Source organism: Enterococcus ureilyticus (assembly GCF_001730315.1).
Taxonomy (GTDB): domain Bacteria; phylum Bacillota; class Bacilli; order Lactobacillales; family Enterococcaceae; genus Enterococcus_L; species Enterococcus_L ureilyticus.
In genome coordinates, this window is the sequence record NZ_MIKC01000023.1 from 125,347 (window position 1) to 143,547 (window position 18,201).

The 18,201-nt window shown below is 36.9% G+C and carries 18 protein-coding genes; all 18 read right to left on the reverse strand.

The annotated features are described in order from the left end of the window. Positions 1–16 precede the first annotated feature (16 nt). A complete protein-coding gene (gene mutL, locus BCR24_RS09685) occupies positions 17–2,092 on the reverse strand; it encodes a DNA mismatch repair endonuclease MutL (protein WP_069640349.1) in 2,076 nt (691 codons plus the stop codon). Between the two features lie 31 nt (positions 2,093–2,123). After that, positions 2,124–4,691 carry a DNA mismatch repair protein MutS gene (gene mutS, locus BCR24_RS09690; RefSeq protein ID WP_069640350.1) on the reverse strand — a complete coding sequence of 856 codons (2,568 nt, stop codon included), beginning with the start codon at positions 4,689–4,691 and terminating at the stop codon, positions 2,124–2,126. Positions 4,692–4,693: 2 nt separating this feature from the next. After that, entirely contained in the window at positions 4,694–5,062 is a 369-nt protein-coding gene (locus BCR24_RS09695) for a YlbF/YmcA family competence regulator (protein WP_069640351.1), read from the reverse strand. Between the two features lie 548 nt (positions 5,063–5,610). Further along, on the reverse strand, positions 5,611–5,811 hold the full coding sequence (locus BCR24_RS16750) for a hypothetical protein (protein WP_141707047.1): 201 nt from the start codon (positions 5,809–5,811) through the stop codon (positions 5,611–5,613). A gap of 284 nt (positions 5,812–6,095) precedes the next feature. Beyond that, positions 6,096–6,608, reverse strand: coding sequence for a hypothetical protein (locus BCR24_RS09705; protein ID WP_069640353.1), 513 nt, complete (start codon positions 6,606–6,608; stop codon positions 6,096–6,098). Between the two features lie 21 nt (positions 6,609–6,629). Continuing rightward, positions 6,630–7,346: a pre-toxin TG domain-containing protein gene (locus BCR24_RS09710; protein ID WP_141707048.1), complete on the reverse strand. Its 717-nt coding sequence runs from the start codon at positions 7,344–7,346 to the stop codon at positions 6,630–6,632. A gap of 291 nt (positions 7,347–7,637) precedes the next feature. Then, positions 7,638–8,165, reverse strand: a complete 528-nt coding sequence (locus tag BCR24_RS09715; RefSeq protein ID WP_069640355.1) for a DUF2247 family protein — start codon at positions 8,163–8,165, stop codon at positions 7,638–7,640. Further along, on the reverse strand, positions 8,165–8,935 hold the full coding sequence (locus tag BCR24_RS09720; protein WP_069640356.1) for a pre-toxin TG domain-containing protein: 771 nt from the start codon (positions 8,933–8,935) through the stop codon (positions 8,165–8,167). Before BCR24_RS09720 ends, BCR24_RS09715 begins: the two co-directional genes overlap by 1 nt. A gap of 261 nt (positions 8,936–9,196) precedes the next feature. Continuing rightward, positions 9,197–9,757 carry an RNA 2'-phosphotransferase gene (locus tag BCR24_RS09725; RefSeq protein ID WP_069640357.1) on the reverse strand — a complete coding sequence of 187 codons (561 nt, stop codon included), beginning with the start codon at positions 9,755–9,757 and terminating at the stop codon, positions 9,197–9,199. After that, complete coding sequence (locus tag BCR24_RS09730) at positions 9,750–10,094, reverse strand: hypothetical protein (protein ID WP_239574170.1); 345 nt, start codon at positions 10,092–10,094, stop codon at positions 9,750–9,752. Before BCR24_RS09730 ends, BCR24_RS09725 begins: the two co-directional genes overlap by 8 nt. A gap of 33 nt (positions 10,095–10,127) precedes the next feature. Beyond that, a complete protein-coding gene (locus tag BCR24_RS16505; protein ID WP_083244377.1) occupies positions 10,128–10,817 on the reverse strand; it encodes a pre-toxin TG domain-containing protein in 690 nt (229 codons plus the stop codon). A gap of 336 nt (positions 10,818–11,153) precedes the next feature. Next, positions 11,154–11,753 (reverse strand): hypothetical protein, encoded by a 600-nt coding sequence (locus tag BCR24_RS09740; protein WP_069640359.1) that lies wholly within the window; start codon positions 11,751–11,753, stop codon positions 11,154–11,156. Between the two features lies 1 nt (position 11,754). After that, complete coding sequence (locus BCR24_RS09745; protein WP_141707049.1) at positions 11,755–12,516, reverse strand: pre-toxin TG domain-containing protein; 762 nt, start codon at positions 12,514–12,516, stop codon at positions 11,755–11,757. 288 nt (positions 12,517–12,804) lie between these two features. Further along, positions 12,805–13,137, reverse strand: a complete 333-nt coding sequence (locus BCR24_RS09750; RefSeq protein ID WP_069640361.1) for a hypothetical protein — start codon at positions 13,135–13,137, stop codon at positions 12,805–12,807. Between the two features lie 3 nt (positions 13,138–13,140). After that, positions 13,141–14,637 (reverse strand): pre-toxin TG domain-containing protein, encoded by a 1,497-nt coding sequence (locus tag BCR24_RS09755; protein ID WP_069640362.1) that lies wholly within the window; start codon positions 14,635–14,637, stop codon positions 13,141–13,143. Beyond that, entirely contained in the window at positions 14,624–14,992 is a 369-nt protein-coding gene (locus tag BCR24_RS09760; RefSeq protein WP_069640363.1) for a hypothetical protein, read from the reverse strand. The genes BCR24_RS09755 and BCR24_RS09760 overlap by 14 nt, the downstream gene beginning before the upstream one ends. Then, the gene (locus BCR24_RS09765; RefSeq protein WP_069640364.1) at positions 14,985–15,257 is read right to left on the reverse strand and encodes a DUF3130 family protein; all 273 of its coding nucleotides are present in this window, start codon (positions 15,255–15,257) and stop codon (positions 14,985–14,987) included. The genes BCR24_RS09760 and BCR24_RS09765 overlap by 8 nt, the downstream gene beginning before the upstream one ends. Positions 15,258–16,963: 1,706 nt before the next feature. Next, entirely contained in the window at positions 16,964–17,761 is a 798-nt protein-coding gene (locus tag BCR24_RS09770; protein ID WP_069640365.1) for a TIGR00282 family metallophosphoesterase, read from the reverse strand. Between the last annotated feature and the right edge of the window lie 440 nt (positions 17,762–18,201).

Genomic DNA, 18,201 nt, shown 5'->3' on the forward strand with positions numbered 1-18,201 from the left:
CTTCTTCCTTTTATTTTTAATGTGGATCTTGGATTCGTTTAAACATTTTTTCCATATCTGAATTCGTAAAATGAATCAAGACCGGACGACCATGAGGACAATTAAAGGGATTCTCACATGTTTGCAGATCCTTCAACAACACTCTCGCCTGTTGTTCATTTAAGTAGTGATTCGCTTTGATCGAGCGTTTACAGCTCATCATGATTGCAGTTGCTTCACGGAATTTTTTTACACTGACTGATCCTGTGGTCAAAAACATATCGATCATTTCTCGAATGATCGTTTCTTCTTCGCCTGCAGGATACCAAGTCGGATGGGAACGAACAATAAAGCTGTTTTGCCCAAAATCTTCTAAATGAATTCCTACTTCTTCTAGTGTTTCTTTTTGTTCTTTGATCTTTAAGGCGTCGCTATTTGGATAATCGATCACGATTGGCACCAGTAGTTCTTGCAGATCATTGGTTACTTCACCGATTTTTTCTCTAAAATATTCATATTTGATCCGCTCTTGCGCCGCATGTTGGTCGATGATATATAACCCATCTTTGCTTTGTGCAAATAGATAAGTACCATGCATTTGACCAAAATAGTCTAATTCTGGAAAACGCTCTTTAGGACGTTCATCAGACAACTTATTCAAGGCTTTGTTTAGTTCATTTTGCGCACCGGTTGCTGAAAAATCAAATTCAGGATGCAGAGTTAATTCTTCTTCATAAACTTGTGCATCAATAGCTGTCGCTTCTGCTTGTTTTTGGGCTTCTACTGTCACTTCTGGTTCTTGTTCTGTTGATTGGGTATCATCAGCGTCTTGTTTTTCAGCATAAGGTGAGCTGAAGGCATACGCCATCAACGCTTCTTTGTCTACTGGCTGTTCTGTCTGTGGTTCTGCTTTTTCAGCATGTGTTTCTTGGGTTGAAAATGCTGCTGGTGTTTCTTTGATGAAAAAATTCCCGCTCATCGCATCATAGCCTAAGCTCCCTGGTTTTCTGATAGGTTGGGCTGAGGCTTCTTGTTCCGTTAAAGGAATTTCCATCTGCTCGACTTTTGCTTGCAGTTCCACTTTCTTTTTAAAGCCAAGATTATCTGCCGCATTGGGAATCAATTGTTCATGGCTCAAAACCTCGCGAATTGCTTCACTGATCAAAGCCATTAATTCCTTTTCTTTGCTCAAACGAACTTCTTGTTTGGTGGGATGAACGTTTACATCCACTAACAAAGGATCCATTTCAATTTCTAATACTGCTAGCGGAAAACGGCCAACCATTAGCTTCGAGCCGTAGCCTTCCACGATCGCTTTGTTCAATGCAAAATTTTTGATATAACGACCATTGATGATCGTCGATAAATAATTTCGACTAGCGCGCGTGACTTCTGGCAACGAAACATACCCTGTCAGTTTAAAATCTAAATCTTCTGCTGTGATTTTCAGCATCTTCTTGGCTGTGCCGATTCCATAGATCCCCGCAATCGTTTGTTTTAACTCTCCATTACCGGCTGTGTTCATCATTTTATTGCCGTCGTGAACTAAGCGAAATGCAATAGTCGGATGACTTAATGCCAAGCGATTGACAATATCTCCAACATTGGCTAATTCTGTCTGGATCGTTTTGACGTATTTTAAGCGGGCAGGCGTGTTAAAAAATAAATTAGCGACTGTGATTTTAGTCCCTTTTCTTAAGGCAGAAGGACGATGTTCTTCGACTTTTCCGCCCTTCATTTGGACAAAACTACCTTCTTCTTCATCCGAAACGGCTGTTTCAAGCGTCACTTCTGATACAGAAGCAATACTGGGTAAGGCTTCTCCGCGGAACCCTAAACTACGAATGCGAAACAAATCATCTCTTGTGTGGATCTTACTGGTTGCATGTCGTTTAAACGCATTTAAGATATCTTCTTTCGCAATTCCTTCCCCATTATCGATGACTTGTATTGTCTTTAGCCCTGCTTCTTCAATAAAGATATCGATTTGGGTACTGCCGGCGTCGATCGCATTTTCTACAAGTTCTTTGACCACTGATGCAGGACGTTCTACTACTTCACCAGCAGCGATCTGATTGGCAAGCTGTTCGGATAGTTCTTGAATTTTCCCCATATTCGATCGTCTCCTTGCTCAGTTTTTAAATTTAAATTCTTTTTTGTAATTCATGCAGCTTATTTAAAGCATCCATTGGTGTCATTTCTAATAGGTTGATTTTTTTCAAGGTATCGATCACGCCTAATTCATCGGTGGATACTTCCTTGAATAATGAAAGTTGTTCGGTATCTTCATTGATTTCGTTTGAGTACTCAACCGTTTTGAGTGGCTGTTCTTCTGCTTCTAACGCTGATAAGATTGTTGCTGCGCGTTCTAATAATGCACTTGGTAAGCCAGCAATCTTAGCAACATGGATACCATAACTTTTATCCGCTGGTCCGTCCATCATTTTATGCAAGAAGACAACTTCCCCATTTTTTTCTACGGCACCGACATGAATATTTTTCAAGCCGGGCAAATTTTCATCTAACACCGTTAATTCATGATAATGCGTGGAGAACAGCGTTTTTGCTTTGACCTCTCGGTGGATATACTCAATGATTGCTTGCGCTAATGCCATACCATCATAAGTTGCGGTGCCTCGGCCTAATTCATCAAATAGAATCAGACTGTTTGGTGTGGCATGCCTTAACGCTTGGTTGGCTTCCATCATTTCAACCATAAAAGTACTTTGACCTGCAATTAAATCATCAGATGCACCGATTCGTGTAAATATTTGATCAAAAATTGGTAACTCAGCTGACTCAGCGGGAACAAAGCAGCCAATTTGAGCCATGACTACCGTTAAAGCTAATTGACGCATATACGTACTTTTACCCGACATATTCGGTCCTGTGATCAATAGAATGATGTTCTCTTTGCTCATTCGGACACTATTTGGGATATATTCTTGATGTCCTAAAACTTTTTCCACTACTGGGTGACGTCCTTCAATGATTTGCAGTTCTTTGCTATTGCTCTTCAGTATTGGGCGAACATATTGATATCTTTCGCTGACTGTGGCAAAAGCTTGTAAAACATCTACGGCACTGATTGTTTTCGCTAGTTTTTGCAAACGTTCGATATTCGCTTTGACTTGTTCACGCACTTCTAAAAATAATTGATACTCAAGATCAACTGATTTTTCTTCCGCTTCTAAAATCAAGGTTTCCATTTCTTTTAACTCTGGGGTTATGAAGCGTTCAGCGTTTGCCAAGGTTTGTTTTCGTTCATATTTGCCTTCTGCTAAATTGGCTAGATTCGATTTCGTCACTTCGATGTAATAACCAAATACTCGATTAAAACCAACTTTTAAGGTTTTGATTCCTGTTTCTTGGCGTTCTTTGGCTTCTAGTTCAGCTAACCATTGTTTGCCATGACGCATAGCATCACGATATTCGTCTAATTTTTCATTGTAGTTGTCTTTAATGATCTTTCCTTCTGTAATTGCAAGCGGTGCTTCTTCATTGATTGCTCGATTGATCAGCTCTACAATATCTTCTGCTGGATTCAAGTCAATTAATAAATCATTCCATTCGCCTTGATTGATCCCAACGATCAGCTCACGAACTAGCGGAACTTGTTCTAAGGATGTTTTCAATTGGATCAAATCTCGACCATTCACATTTCCAAAAGCAACGCGACCAGCTAAACGTTCTAAATCGTAGACTTTCGTTAAGGTCGACTGCAGATCAACTCGCTCAAAATAAGCATTTAGTAAGGATTGAACCATTTCTTGGCGCGTTTGGATCTGTTTTTCTTGGATCAAAGGACGATCTAGCCATTGCTTCAATAGACGGCCGCCCATTGCTGTTTTTGTTTCATCTAACAACCATAGCAAGGTGCCTTTTTTTAAGCCTGTTCGGATCGATTGTGTCAGCTCCAAGTTAAATTTTGAGTAGTGATCCATTTTTAAGAAATGATCTGGCTGATATTCGACTGCTTTTTGGATATGAGATAACCCTCGTTTTTGGGTCACCGTTAAATAGGTTAGGAGCTTTCCAGTTACTTCGACTTCTAATGGCTGAGTCAATTCACTTGTTAAGAAACTGAACTCTGCATTTTCTTCGGCATGATCTTGTTCAGAAAAAATAATATTCAAACGATCTTTTAGTGTTTGCTGCAATGTTTCAGATATAGCACTGCCTAAGACGATTTCTTTCGTTTGCAGTGCGGAAGCTTCGTTGATTACGCCATCTTCATCCGTTAGCACAGCTGTTTTTAACTCACCTGTACTCAAGTCCACGTAAGCTAATCCAAATGTTCCATTTTTTTCTACAATAGCAGTCAGATAGTTATTATCTTTGGCATCTAACCCTTTGCTGGTCATCACTGTTCCAGGCGTGATCAACTGGACGACTTCTCGTTTGACCATTCCCTTCGTCGTTTTAGGATCTTCCACTTGTTCACAGATTGCGACTTTGTAGCCTTTTTCGATCAATGTATCAATATAGCCTTGTGCCGCATGGTGAGGGATCCCACACATCGGGATTGGGTCATCTGCGTTACGATTACGACTAGTCAATGTTAGCTCCAACAATTGCGAGGCATTGACAGCATCTTCATAAAACATTTCATAGAAGTCCCCTAATCGATAAAATAGAAAGGCATCCTGATATTGGTCCTTGATCGCTAAGTATTGTTCCATCATGGGTGTATTTTTCGTTTTTTGAGGCATTGTTACCCTTCCTTCTCTAATTCTTCGTTGATTCTATATTGGATCATGTCTGTGACGTGTTGTAAGAGGTCATTGGCTTCCATTAGTTGCTCGCGATAGGCAACAACTAATGGATGCTCATCAAATTCTCTGGTCAATTCATCTGCGCGTTTGATTGCGGCCTTTTCTGCTTCGGGTTTATCATAGTGGGCAAATTGGACAGCATCTTTTTGAGCAGCTTTGATTTGCTCTACTAAGTCCGCGAGCTTCTCGTTATGTTGAACTTTTTCTTCTAATTCTTTGTAACGCTGAATCAATTCATCTTCACCGATCAAGGCTAATAATGTCGTTAATTCTTCGTTGATTTTTTTATCTGTAATGGATGGCTCCATGATTTCACACCTTTATTCTGGGTAAGATTTTGTTGTAAAACAGGTCTACTTATTTTAACATAATTCAAGCAGAATCAACAGTTTGCGTAAAAAGTAAAGCAGCTAGCTTTGTTATAGAGAACTAAGATACCATCCCACAAGACAGAAGATCAACGAGATCACTACCAGAATAAAATGAAGCAGCTCACGCTTCGTTCCTCCATCTATTTTTGAAGTGGGTGGTCGGTAAGTAGGATTGATGCTTTTCGCTTTGTAGTCTACACTACTATGAAAGAAATTGTCAGCCGGTACGAGAAATAACAACATGATTGCATAAATTGTAGCTGTGGGTATGTAAATTGATAGCTTGAGCCATAGACTAAGTATTGTTCCTAAAATCAGTGGTACGATAACATACAATAAGCTGATGATTATTTCTTTGAACTTTTTTTGATTTTGCGCCATCATTCTTTTCTCCTTTTTCCATTTCCTTTTAGAGTTCATTGTATAACATACGCAAAAAATTAGGAATAGCAAGAGAAAAACTAAAAAAAGTGTGGAACAAAACACTAAATCTGTTTTGCTCCACACTTTTTTCCAATGACGGGATCTGTTCCAGTGAATAAGCGATAGAGACTATACATTCCAGTCATTTCTCCAGCCATGTTGGTTAATGCAATCCCTAATTTCTTCATGCCTTCTTTCGATTGGGCATATATCAGGTTCGCTGAGGCTTGTTCACTATACTTTCCGTTTAGATAGACCTTCAAGCCATAGCCATATTTGTCGGTTTTTACTATTTCTATTCGTTGCGATGGGCTCGAGTTATTGTATTTTATTAAATTAGATTTTAACAGATTATCAGACCCACTGGATTTCTCGGGATTGTGACTTACGCCCTAAAACTAGAAAAAGAAGCGACAAAGTTCATTCGCTTCTTTAAATATAGCTAGCTTTTGTTAGCTATTGGCAACTTGATTAGTGAGTTTACCCTTACTAGTCAAGGCTTTACTATCCGACGCCAATCAGATAGTAAAGTGCCTTTTTTATTATTTTATATATTTTTAATTTCCTCTTTATTAACAGGAAATACTTTTCCAACAGGTCCAGTATACTCGTTTCCATCAATATCCTCTGTCCATCCACATCCTGCACACTCTAAAAGTATCTTATCAGAATTATCTTCATAAACTATTTTAATATATCTCAACTCATCATTTGGAGTTATTGGACAGTCTTTTCCTGAATACACAGTAACCATATCCCATAAAGTATCTCTAATAGCCATAGCTAACGTATCAATATTTTCATAATTTCTTACCAGTCGTTTCTTTTCCATATTTAAACAAATATCAGGCTTGTCAACTATATACTTCTTTTCTTCAATACTAAGAAGTTCATTTAATCCCCATTCGTCTCTAACTTCATCTGTAAATTCTAAAGGATACTTTTTAACAATTTGTACTAACGCTTTATAATAATTAGAAAAATCTTTCAATTTTTCGGAATCATTAAAAATTTCGTAATAATCTTTTAATAGTTTTTCATTAATCAATTCTTCGCTCATTTTTACCTCCATATAATACCTTTAAGGTTTTGGAACTGGATAAGTAGTAATTAGATTTCCTGCCCTATCCGTAATAACTTCAATCCAGCTAGTAGGATTACCACCGTGTTTTAATGCTGTATTTCCAATTATTTCACCGGTGTCTACAATTCTTTTGTATTGTCCTCCAGACATATCTATAACTGTTGACTTCACAACATTTGGAGATTGCAATACCTGTTTCAATTTATCTGCTGTTATAGAAAAAATAGAACGACTATTCGCAATAGGTCGGTTAAAATGTCCATCTAGCACATGTTCGAATCCCGCTGATACTGGTTTTCCTGTCGAGGGTCTAGTTGGAGTAAATCTCGTTCTTCCATTTGCTATATTAACTCTTGATTGAACGACCCCCAAATCTGGATTTGGAACACCAGCTCCACTAACTTTCTCAATCTTATTAATCTTAGCAACATCATCAAAATAGCCGGCTTTGCTTAGTATCATTAGATCCGCTTCCGTTTTTGCTTGTGGAAGTAATAATAATGCGACCCACAGTCCTGCTTCTAGTCGGCTTACTTTGCTTCCTGTGACGGGATCTGTTCCAGTGAATAAGCGATAGAGACTATACATTCCGGTCATTTCTCCAGCCATGTTGGTTAATGCAATCCCTAATTTCTTCATGCCTTCTTTCGATTGGGCATATATCAGGTTCGCTGAGGCTTGTTCACTATACTTTCCGTTTAGATAGACCTTCAAGCCATAGCCATATTTGTCGGTTTTTACTATTTCTATTCGTTGCGATGGGCTCGAGTTATTGTATTTTATTAAATTAGATTTTAACAGATTATCAGACCCACTGGATTTCTCGGGATTGTGACTTACGCCCTAAAACTAGAAAAAGAAGCGACAAAGTTCATTCGCTTCTTTAAATATAGCTAGCTTTTGTTAGCTATTGGCAACTTGATTAGTGAGTTTACCCTTACTAGTCAAGGCTTTACTATCCGACGCCAATCAGATAGTAAAGTGCCTTTTTTATTTTGATAACTATTAATTTAACTTCTCTTTTTCATCTTCCAACCATTTTTTATGGTCAGAAATAACTTTAGATAAGTGTTCCTCAGTATAAAATTCTTGTGGGGTTAATTCATTTTCCACACCTTGATATTGATAAGGCATATCGAAAGGGGATTTCAGATCAAGCCAGAATTCACTAATTTCTAACAAAGCATTTACATAGTCTTTATCTAAGATTTTCTTCAATAGATTATTGACTAAAATCCACCGCCATCTATAATAGGACACCAAATCTTTTTCATTAGAATCTTCAATTAAATCAAGAAGCTTATATATTTCGTTCTCGTCATATGGTGAAAATAGACTTCCAAGCTCCCACACATACGAATTTTCCTCATTTTCATTTTTAGATAGATAATCTAAGGTGTATTTCATTACAAATTCATCATCAAGTATACCCTGTAAATAAAATTCGTTTTCTGAATAACCAAATCTACCTATTTTAAGCTCATTCCAAGAAAAAGGAATATTATTTTTTTTAAATTCATCGATATAATTCATTATTTTATAGGCACTCCATTCAATTCTGGATTTCTGACAAACATTCTGTGCGTAACTTTTCCGTCTTGAATTATCCACTCAAAACGTCCCATAACACCATTTTGGCTTCCTTGAATTTGATATAATTTAGCATTACCTAAATCCGTGACTTCTGCTAAACCAGCATAATTATCAATAATATCAGAGAAACCATGTGCTTTTGGAACATTAGGAAATTCATCTATAATAATTTGAGTTTGTTTTGTAGGTGGTTTTCCTGTTAACGGGTCAATATCATAAACAGAACCTTTCCCTTTAACTGGTTTAATATCATCAACCTTCAGTCCGCTTCCAGATCTAGGAGCTTCTAAAACAGGATTGGTTATTTCCTCTACTACTTTTTGATTAGCCCCACTAACTTTCTCAATCTTATTAATCTTAGCAACATCATCAAAATAACCGGCTTTACTTAGTATCATTAGATCCGCTTCCGTTAAGGCAGCTCCTGCCAAGGCCCGATCTCCTGCTCGTAATGTTTTGACTGCTTCTACCATTTTTGCTTGTGGAAGTAATAATAATGCGACCCACAGTCCTGCTTCTAGTCGGCTTACTTTGCTTCCTGTGACGGGATCTGTCCCAGTGAATAAGCGATAGAGACTATACATTCCGATCATTTCTCCAGCCATGTTGGTTAATGCAATCCCTAATTTCTTCATGCCTTCTTTCGATTGGGCATACATCAGATTCGCTGAGGCTTGTTCACTATACTTTCCGTTTAGATAGACCTTCAAGCCATAGCCATATTTGTCGGTTTTTACTATTTCTATTCGTTGCGATGGACTCGAGTTATTGTATTTTAACAGATTATCAGACCCACTGGATTTCTCCGGATTGTGACTTACGCCCTAAAACTAAAAAAAGAAGCGACAAAGTTCATTCGCTTCTTTAAATACAGCTAGCTTTTGTTAGCTATTGGCAACTTGATTGGTGAGTTTAAAGCTTACTATTCAAGCTTTTACTCTTCAACTCCAATCAGATAGTAAAGCACCTTTTTATTTTTGTGTAAATACTTCTATAAATTCTGATGGAATACTATCTGCTAACCAAACTTTTTCATTTCCCAAATAGAACTTTGTTCCTTTCGCTCTAGCATTTTCTGTATTAATCACTAAAATAATCGGATTTTTCTCTTTTCTTTTCCCTACTAAAATAGCTGTCTCTATATCTTCGGATAAATGAACATATTGTCGAGACATAGGAGATAAACCATTCTTTTCAATTTCAGATAAAAGATTATGTGCAGTTCCATGATACAGAATTTTAGGAGGATTGGCTTCTTCTTTTACTATTTTCATTGGAACAGAGTGTCCATACAATGCTCGAATACTATCCTCTTTGATTTCATGCCTCTTTTTTTCTGATTTTTCAATCATTTCTTTTAAATCATCAAATTCTACATTTTGCCATTCGGTAGACTGATGTAACGCTTGTAATAATTGGTCAATTGGCACCCAACCATTTTTATCTAGTTCTAACTCATATTCCCATGGAGCATGACGCAATGCATAAGAAACTTCTTTACTCAATTTTGTATAGTTTATTTCATTAGACAATTTCTTCCTCCCGATTATATTCAACCATTGTTTTAACAGCAGATTCTACCCATTCCCATAAGTCCTCAAATTCACCTCTTTGTTCAAAACCTTCCGTAGTGAAATCATGAATTAATTGAATTTTACTTCCTTTACCAATTTCAAAACAAGCAGTATCATCATTATCAGCCCTCTTAGCAAACGGAATCAACTTCCGATTTGGATACCTATCTCGCATGCCATTATAAATACTTGAAGCTTGTTCTTTTTCCATCAAAAACCAAATGTCAAAATTTACTAATCCTAAATCTATTAGTTTTTCATATGATTCGGGATATTCAAAATTAATTTCTTCCATATAAAAATTGCACAAATTAACCACCTACACTTTCTATTTCATTTTTTCTAAATCAAATGATTCCATTGGATTATTATTTCTGAAACTAGCTTTTTGTTTTCCAATTCTCAAATCAGTAGCTTCTCCCCATGTCTTAGGGACTCCTTTAGGTGTTGTAAACCTTGCAACCATATCGGGAGGTAAAAGGTCATCATAATTTCTAACCGTGGCTTGAACGTCTATTCCAACCTCTCTAGCTGCTGCAACTCTTGTGTTATCAAGAGTCGTCAAACTACCATCAGGCATTCTCACAACATCAATTGGGTCTCCTTTCCAACCATTCGCTTTCATACTAGCAATAATTTCATCTGAACCATTTACAGAAGTTTGACTGAACCTAATTTCCGAAGGGTTAACATTTTCAATATTCTTTCCAAGTCCACTAACCTTCTCAATCTTATTAATCTTAGCAACATCATCAAAATAACCGGCTTTACTTAGTATCATTAGATCCGCTTCCGTTAAGGCGGCTCCTGCCAAGGCCCGATCTCCTGCTCGTAATGTTTTGACTGCTTCTACCATTTTTGCTTGTGGAAGTAATAATAATGCGACCCACAGTCCTGCTTCTAGTCGGCTTACTTTGCTTCCTGTGACGGGATCTGTTCCAGTGAATAAGCGATAGAGACTATACATTCCGGTCATTTCTCCAGCCATGTTGGTTAATGCAATCCCTAATTTCTTCATGCCTTCTTTCGATTGGGCATATATCAGGTTCGCTGAGGCTTGTTCACTATACTTCCCGTTTAGATGGACCTTCAAGCCATAGCCATATTTGTCGGTTTTTACTATTTCTATTCGTTGGGACGGGCTCGAGTTATTGTATTTTAACAGATTATCAGACCCACTGGCTTTCTCGGGATTGTGACTTACGCCCTAAAAATAGAAAAAGAAGCGACAAAGTTCATTCGCTTCTTTAAATATAGCTAGCTTTTGGTAGCTATTGGTAACTTGATCAGTGCGTTACAGATTACTAGTCAAGGCTTTACTATCCAACGCCAATCAGATAGTAAAGTGCTTTTTTTAATTATAATTGTTGAAATAATCAATAATTATATTTTGCATAGAATCATTATTAATTGTATCATCGCTAATAAAATTTAAAAATAAATCATAAACTTCTTGGTTTTGATACTTAGATAGAAGTTTACAAATAGGCAACAACATTGTTGGTTCTATATTGTGATTTTTTTGGAAATATTCAGCTAATATTTTGACTGATTTGTCATTCATTTTATCTTCTACTACTTCAATAAATATAATTTTTTCATCACTTGAATAATATTCTGATGTAATTAATTCAATGAGCTCATCTTCATTTAAATCCTCTTCAAAGATGTTTAATTGGCTCTTATCTACATCATTTCTAGCTTTTTTGTCATCATTGTAATAATTCTCTAAAAAAGTTGGATAATCAATTAGATCATAAACTAAAGAATTCATATCCTTAATATACGAACTACTATTTTCTTTGTAAACTTGAAAATCCTTAAGTTCATATATTGATAATCCGCCAAAATCATCAACTATTCTAATTTCATCCTCTTTTTTTATAAGAACTGGATAGAGTTTATTAATAATAATATCTCTATTTTCTTTATTAGAAATTGCTTTTACAATCATATTATCTGACCCCCTTCAGTATGAAATTATTATCTAAGTCTATAATCCAAAAATCATCAGTAAGCCCTTCCCTAATTTTAAGGTCTTTAGGAATTGGTACTTTCATTTTCACATCATAAAAACTAATTTCACCAGTTTTCAAATTATGATAATAGTGAATTTTCCCTTTCCCCATTGAAGTTTCATAACTATATGTTGACTCCATTTTCGCCCAGTCAGACATGGAGCTTCCATTCTTAGTAAGTTCAGAAATTACTTTAGGGTCTTTTAAATCAGAACCAGATATGATTGGTTTTGAGTTTTCGAGTATATCACCTTTCATTAACTCATTTTTATATTTTTGATATTGAGCACTATTTGTTGAGTTCTTTGGAACACCAGCCCCACTAGCCTTCTCAATCTTATTAATCTTAGCAACATCATCAAAATAGCCGGCTTTACTTAGTATCATTAGATCCGCTTCCGTTAAGGCGGCTCCTGCCAAGGCCCGATCTCCTGCTCGTAATGTTTTGACTGCTTCTACCATTTTTGCTTGTGGAAGTAATAATAATGCGACCCACAGTCCTGCTTCTAGTCGGCTTACTTTGCTTCCTGTGACGGGATCTGTCCCAGTGAATAAGCGATAGAGACTATACATTCCGGTCATTTCTCCAGCCATGTTGGTTAATGCAATCCCTAATTTCTTCATGCCTTCTTTCGATTGGGCATACATCAGGTTCGCTAAGGCTTGTTCCCTATACTTCCCGTTTAGATAGACCTTCAATCCATAGCCATATTTGTCGGTTTTTACTATTTCTATTCGTTGGGATCGGCTCGAGTTATTGTATTTTATTAAATTATATTTTAACAGATTATCAGACCCACTGGATTTCTCGGGACTGTGACTTACGCCCTAAAACTAAAAAAAGAAGCGACAAAGTTCATTCGCTTCTTTAAATATAGTTAGCTTTTGTTAGCTACTGGCAACTTGATTAGTGCGTTCGAGCTTACTAACAAAAGCTTTACTACCACTATCAAGTGCCAATCAGATAGTAAAGTACCTTTTTTATTATCATCCTACATATAGCTTTATATCTTCATTCTCAAATGCTTTTGGTAAAGTTTCTAAAATATAGTTGATTCTTTTCTGCAAGTCAATCTTTGTATCTACATTTTCAACATTTTTTTCGATCCATTCCTTAACAAGTTTTATTTCTTTTAGAACCACTGGCGTATCTTCCTTCTCAATAACTATTCCTGTTTCAAAAATAGGAACCCAGCTCAATTGCAGTTCGTTGGAAGCTTTTAACCAATAATTAGTAAAAGATTCTTCTGTTGCAACTGGAATAAAAAACAATTGTTCTTCCTCATTTTTTGGTTCATCAATTATAATACCGATTGACATATTCTATTTACCCCCAAATATAACTTCAAATGTATAATCTGGAAATTCAGATTGTAATTTTTTAATACTTTGATTTACAGCGCTTTGCAATTCTGCACTATTACCGTCGAGCCTAAACACAAATTTTTTAATTTCTTTTATTTCTTGCAAGGAAGGAATAGATTGACTACCATTTACTGTCGGTCTAGTGGCATCTGCAATATCCAAGTTTTTAATTCTATTTACAGTTTTTTGATAAATTTGTTTATCTGCAAATTGCTGAGGTGTTTGAGTTGGTAATCCAGTTCTAGGATTGACTACATCCAAACCTTTTGCAGTTTTATCTTCATAAAAGATTCCTTTGTTTAAATCAATTTCATCAAATTCCCCAAGAGGGCTACCATTCTTATTAATTATTTCAACTTCTTTACTCGTTTTTCCAGCCCCACTAGCTTTCTCAATCTTATTAATCTTAGCAACATCATCAAAATAGCCGGCTTTACTTAGTATCATTAGATCCGCTTCCGTTAAGGCGGCTCCTGCCAAGGCCCGATCTCCTGCTCGTAATGTTTTGACTGCTTCTACCATTTTTGCTTGTGGAAGTAATAATAATGCGACCCACAGTCCTGCTTCTAGTCGGCTTACTTTGCTTCCTGTGACGGGATCTGTTCCAGTGAATAAGCGATAGAGACTATACATTCCGGTCATTTCTCCAGCCATGTTGGTTAATGCAATCCCTAATTTCTTCATGCCTTCTTTCGATTGGGCATATATCAGGTTCGCTGAGGCTTGTTCACTATACTTTCCGTTTAGATAGACCTTCAAGCCATAGCCATATTTGTCGGTTTTTACTATTTCTATTCGTTGCGATGGGCTATCCTCATTGTACTTCGTTAGCTTGGCATACCAATTCTTAGTTGTAAGATCGGAATACGTATATGTTCCTGTTTTTGCGTTAAACGATTTACTTTTTCCTAAATCATTTAATGCGGCTGCCACGTCTCCTCCGGTTGAGACGATCGCTGTAAAATCTCCTGCATGAGCATTTTCAAATGTTTCATATTTTTCAAGCAGTTCAATTTCTTTTTTTGTACTGTTTAGTTGGAAATCTTTTGCCATCACGCCATAGCCACCGAGAATTTCAAGTGCTATATTTCCTGCAATCTTTTCTAACAAATCCTGCTTCTCTTGCTGAATATGATTCAGCTTGTCTTGTAGCTGTCTTAGCTCTTCCGTGTTTAAAGTTTTTCCCGTTTCGCCTACTTCTCCTTCAAAATCCGCTAAGAAGGCCGTATAGGTTTCGCCAAAGTCACAATGATAATTATACAATGCCTTGGTTACAATTGCATATGGGGCGAGTGCTTGTTTGGCTGAATCCCAACCTGGTCCCGTTAAGGCTCCTGTTGCACTAAATTCTGATACTGTTGCTTCCACCATCGAAAAATTAGCTAAACATGCGACGCGATCCGATTGAGAACTTGTAAAGACACCTTGGACTTCGGAATAGTTAAATTTCGTCATCGGTCGCCTCCTCCTGCTTCTTCGCGTCGTAATAAGCTTCCGTCAGCTGATCTTCTCGAACATAAAATTCTTTTTCCTTCTGCTCAAAGTGCTCATCGATAGAATCAAACGTTCGTGCAAAGGAGCGTTGTTCTTCTTCAAAATAAGTCAGTTGTTGTGTCGCATGATTTATCGCGACCGTTCCTTGACTTAAATACGCTACTTCTTCCAGTATTGCTTGTTCTTCTCGTTGTAGGTACGCCCAATGTTCTTGGTATTCTTCCCACAATTTTTTCTTTTTTTGACTAGTATATCTCTCGTCTTCTAGCGCCGATACTTGTTTTGAGACATCCGCCATCGTTCTTTTTTTATCCATGCGTCACCACATCTACTAAAGCCTGATTGGTTTGTTCATATGTTGCACTGATCGATAGAATATTATCGGCATCCGTTTTTAAGCTCTGTTCAAATGTGCTCATGATTGATTTTGTCTGTGTAAGAATGGTTGTAATATCTTTTGATGCAGGCCCATCTGAGATAGACAAAGACTCGCTACTTCCTGCATAGGGTGTAGCAAATGGCATGACGAAACCACTGGCAATGTTACTAGCTTGTTGCGGATCATTTTTAGTTTCTGACAAGCGATCAACTCCTCTCATAATACAGTATAAATACGTTCATTTTATAGTGTACCACAAGAAGACATCTATTTTTAGCCAAGAATAAAAAGAAGTAGATACAAAGAAAGAACAACAGTTGTCATTGCTCGTATATTCTGGATGGTAGGAATATTCAATCTGTAGATAGAGTGGATAAGCTAACCTTTTTGCTGGAGAGGATGGAGGTATAATTGTGAAAGAATTAGTCCATAAAATTAGAAGAGATTCGATGAAAATAGTCAAATGGATAAAAACAAGCAGTTGCTTACCATGTGATAGCAAAAAATGGTTGGTTGTGACAATACGATAAGCAACTGCTTGATATGCGCAAGTTCTGGTCGCTTGCGCATTTTTTACTCAATACTTGATTTTCCGCTAAATCAAGTATTGAGGGGATGGCTATCCTAAGAGTAGAACGGAGCATTTTTTCATTCAATCGGGTTGGAAATTATTTACTGGTTCTGTTTGTTCTGTCCTATTTTGTACGCATTGACTCAGCTGCCTTTTTTGATTGAATGACAAATGTCTGGTAGCGATCACTCCCAAGATACCCGATCGTAAACACCAGTTGGTAGAATGCAAATACGAAAGGAGTCGTATTTGAAAGGAGAGAAAGGTGCTTACGATATATAAAAAGAGCGAAAAAAGACGGCATTAGCTACCAACTAATACCGCGCAAAAGTGCAACAAATAACCATCAACTGCTTCAACCTACACAAGAATTGTAAAAAACACTAGTATTTCTTACAAAAATTGAGTAAAATAAAAGAGTTGATATGAAAATATTGACTTCGGCAACTTATATTATTAGTTTTGGCTGATAATATGAGGCTCTGTATTTGGGTTACCGCCCTTGTACAGAGTGCCTTTTTATTTTGTTTTTCGCTCTAATTACCTGATGTTAAACACAAAAAAATGATATTAGTCAGCTACTAATACCATGAAGCGTTCGTTAAATAACCATCCACTAACAGTACTAAGTAATTAAAAAAGATTGGAAATCTCTTCTTACTTTTAGTACAATAAGGTTAGTCAATGAAATCTATTGACGAGGCAACTTGTATTATTAGTTTTGGCTGATAATACAGGGCTCTGTTTTGAAGATTACCGTCTTCTGACAGGGCGCCTTTTTTATTTTATGTTGTAAATTTATTCTAACCTAAAGATATCGGAAGAGTCAATAGTATCGTGGGAAAGAATTTGAATTGTCGAATGAGTCCTGAAAAACGGACAAATTTGATAAAAGTATGGGATTTTTTGAATTTTACTTGCGTTGGTGAACAACGCTAAAATAAAGGTTCCTCTCTTTTCATCCCATTACTATCCACGTGACTTCAAGCCGTTTGCTTTTACTTATTTTTCTAAATTGTCTTGCTTGGCTTTTATACGATGATCCAATTCTTTCACCCGAACTTTCCTACGTTTATTGATTGGTATCTTCTCCTTCCAACTACAAACGAGTAAAAAAAGGCGCTTCATCCACTGGTAAAATCCAGTAAATGAAGCCCCAAATAGGGAGAACAACCTATTTATCCAAATTGCCTGATTACTAGTACCGCAGCACTAGCTTCTTTGTTGTTCCTGATTTTATATGAAATTTCTGTCATTTTTTTAGAAGCTTACGGTGGTTTGTTCATCCTTCCAACGATAGAGCCGCTACTCCTTATCGTTCGTTAAATATCTCCGGTTTATTCTTCAAACGGACGATCATCACTGATTTGGATCGGTTCGATCTTTTTGGCTTGACCTGTTTGATCATCAATATCAATCACACAAGCAGACAACAAGCTCCGACCTTCCTCAACGACTTCAAAACGTTTCGGCAACGCTGTTCTGAATTTCTCAATGATTGGTCCACGCTTCATGCCTAAAATACCGTCATACGGTCCAGTCATCCCAACATCACTTAAAAAAGCTGTCCCTGCTGGTAAAATTCGCGCATCATTGGTTTGCACATGCGTGTGGGTCCCCACAACAGCACTGACCTTCCCATCTAAAAACCATCCCATCGCTTGCTTTTCACTAGTGGTTTCTCCATGAAAATCAACAAAAATCAATGGTGTCCTTTTGCGAGCTTCTGTAATCAATTCTTCTGCTTTGCGAAATGGATCATCTATATCTGCCATGAAAACACGCGCTTGCATATTTATGACTGCTAACTCTAATTGATTGACTTTGACAAATACCATCCCTTGGCCAGGTGTTCCTTCTGGAAAATTCGCTGGACGGATCATTTTTTTGGCATCCTCGATAAAGTCAAAGATATCTTTATTATCCCAGGTATGATTTCCCAAAGTGACGACGTCTACACCGTCTTGTAGAAATTTCTTATAGATCTTACCTGTGATCCCTCGACCTGCGGCTGCATTCTCACCATTCAAAATCGTTACCTGCGGACGATATTTTTTCTTTAGTTTTGGTAAATACGTGCTGATCGTGTCACGTCCTAGTGAACCGACGACATCTCCTATAAATAATATACGCAAAAAACTTCCTCTTCTCTTTTAATTTCTATCGTTATTATAGAGGTTTTTGGCAAGGAAAGGAAGAGGCGGGCATTGATCCTAACGTGGAAAAGTTAAAAACAGTAAGAGCAAGTACTAATATTTTTTGCAAATATAACTAAAACAGTCTTTTTATTTAGCCGATTTTAACAGCTCCGGCGCTAGCTTTACACTTCATTTCATTTTTTTACTAAAATAGTACAAGAAATATCCTTCATTTTTAACAAATAGTCGAATAATATGTTTGTAAACATTGAAATATCTGATATTATATATTAAGTAGCATTTATTGTCCCCAACAAGTCTTTTCTATTAGACAATCTGTTAGAAGAAAACAGTTTTTGCAACCTTAGTATGAGCATATGTGACTTGAATGAAACGACTCCTAGCAATCATAAAATTTGGGGAAGTTATTCATGCTA

Bases quoted from the DNA above. Each gene is read 5' to 3' on its own strand.
- mutL (WP_069640349.1), bottom strand. From the start codon at position 2,092: ATGGGGAAAATTCAAGAACTATCCGAACAGCTTGCCAATCAGATCGCT.
- mutS (WP_069640350.1), bottom strand. From the start codon at position 4,691: ATGCCTCAAAAAACGAAAAATACACCCATGATGGAACAATACTTAGCG.
- BCR24_RS09695 (WP_069640351.1), bottom strand. From the start codon at position 5,062: ATGGAGCCATCCATTACAGATAAAAAAATCAACGAAGAATTAACGACA.
- BCR24_RS09705 (WP_069640353.1), bottom strand. From the start codon at position 6,608: ATGAGCGAAGAATTGATTAATGAAAAACTATTAAAAGATTATTACGAA.
- BCR24_RS09715 (WP_069640355.1), bottom strand. From the start codon at position 8,165: ATGAATTATATCGATGAATTTAAAAAAAATAATATTCCTTTTTCTTGG.
- BCR24_RS09730 (WP_239574170.1), bottom strand. From the start codon at position 10,094: ATGGAAGAAATTAATTTTGAATATCCCGAATCATATGAAAAACTAATA.
- BCR24_RS16505 (WP_083244377.1), bottom strand. From the start codon at position 10,817: ATGAAGAAATTAGGGATTGCATTAACCAACATGGCTGGAGAAATGACC.
- BCR24_RS09740 (WP_069640359.1), bottom strand. From the start codon at position 11,753: ATGATTGTAAAAGCAATTTCTAATAAAGAAAATAGAGATATTATTATT.
- BCR24_RS09750 (WP_069640361.1), bottom strand. From the start codon at position 13,137: ATGTCAATCGGTATTATAATTGATGAACCAAAAAATGAGGAAGAACAA.
- BCR24_RS09755 (WP_069640362.1), bottom strand. From the start codon at position 14,637: ATGACGAAATTTAACTATTCCGAAGTCCAAGGTGTCTTTACAAGTTCT.
- BCR24_RS09760 (WP_069640363.1), bottom strand. From the start codon at position 14,992: ATGGATAAAAAAAGAACGATGGCGGATGTCTCAAAACAAGTATCGGCG.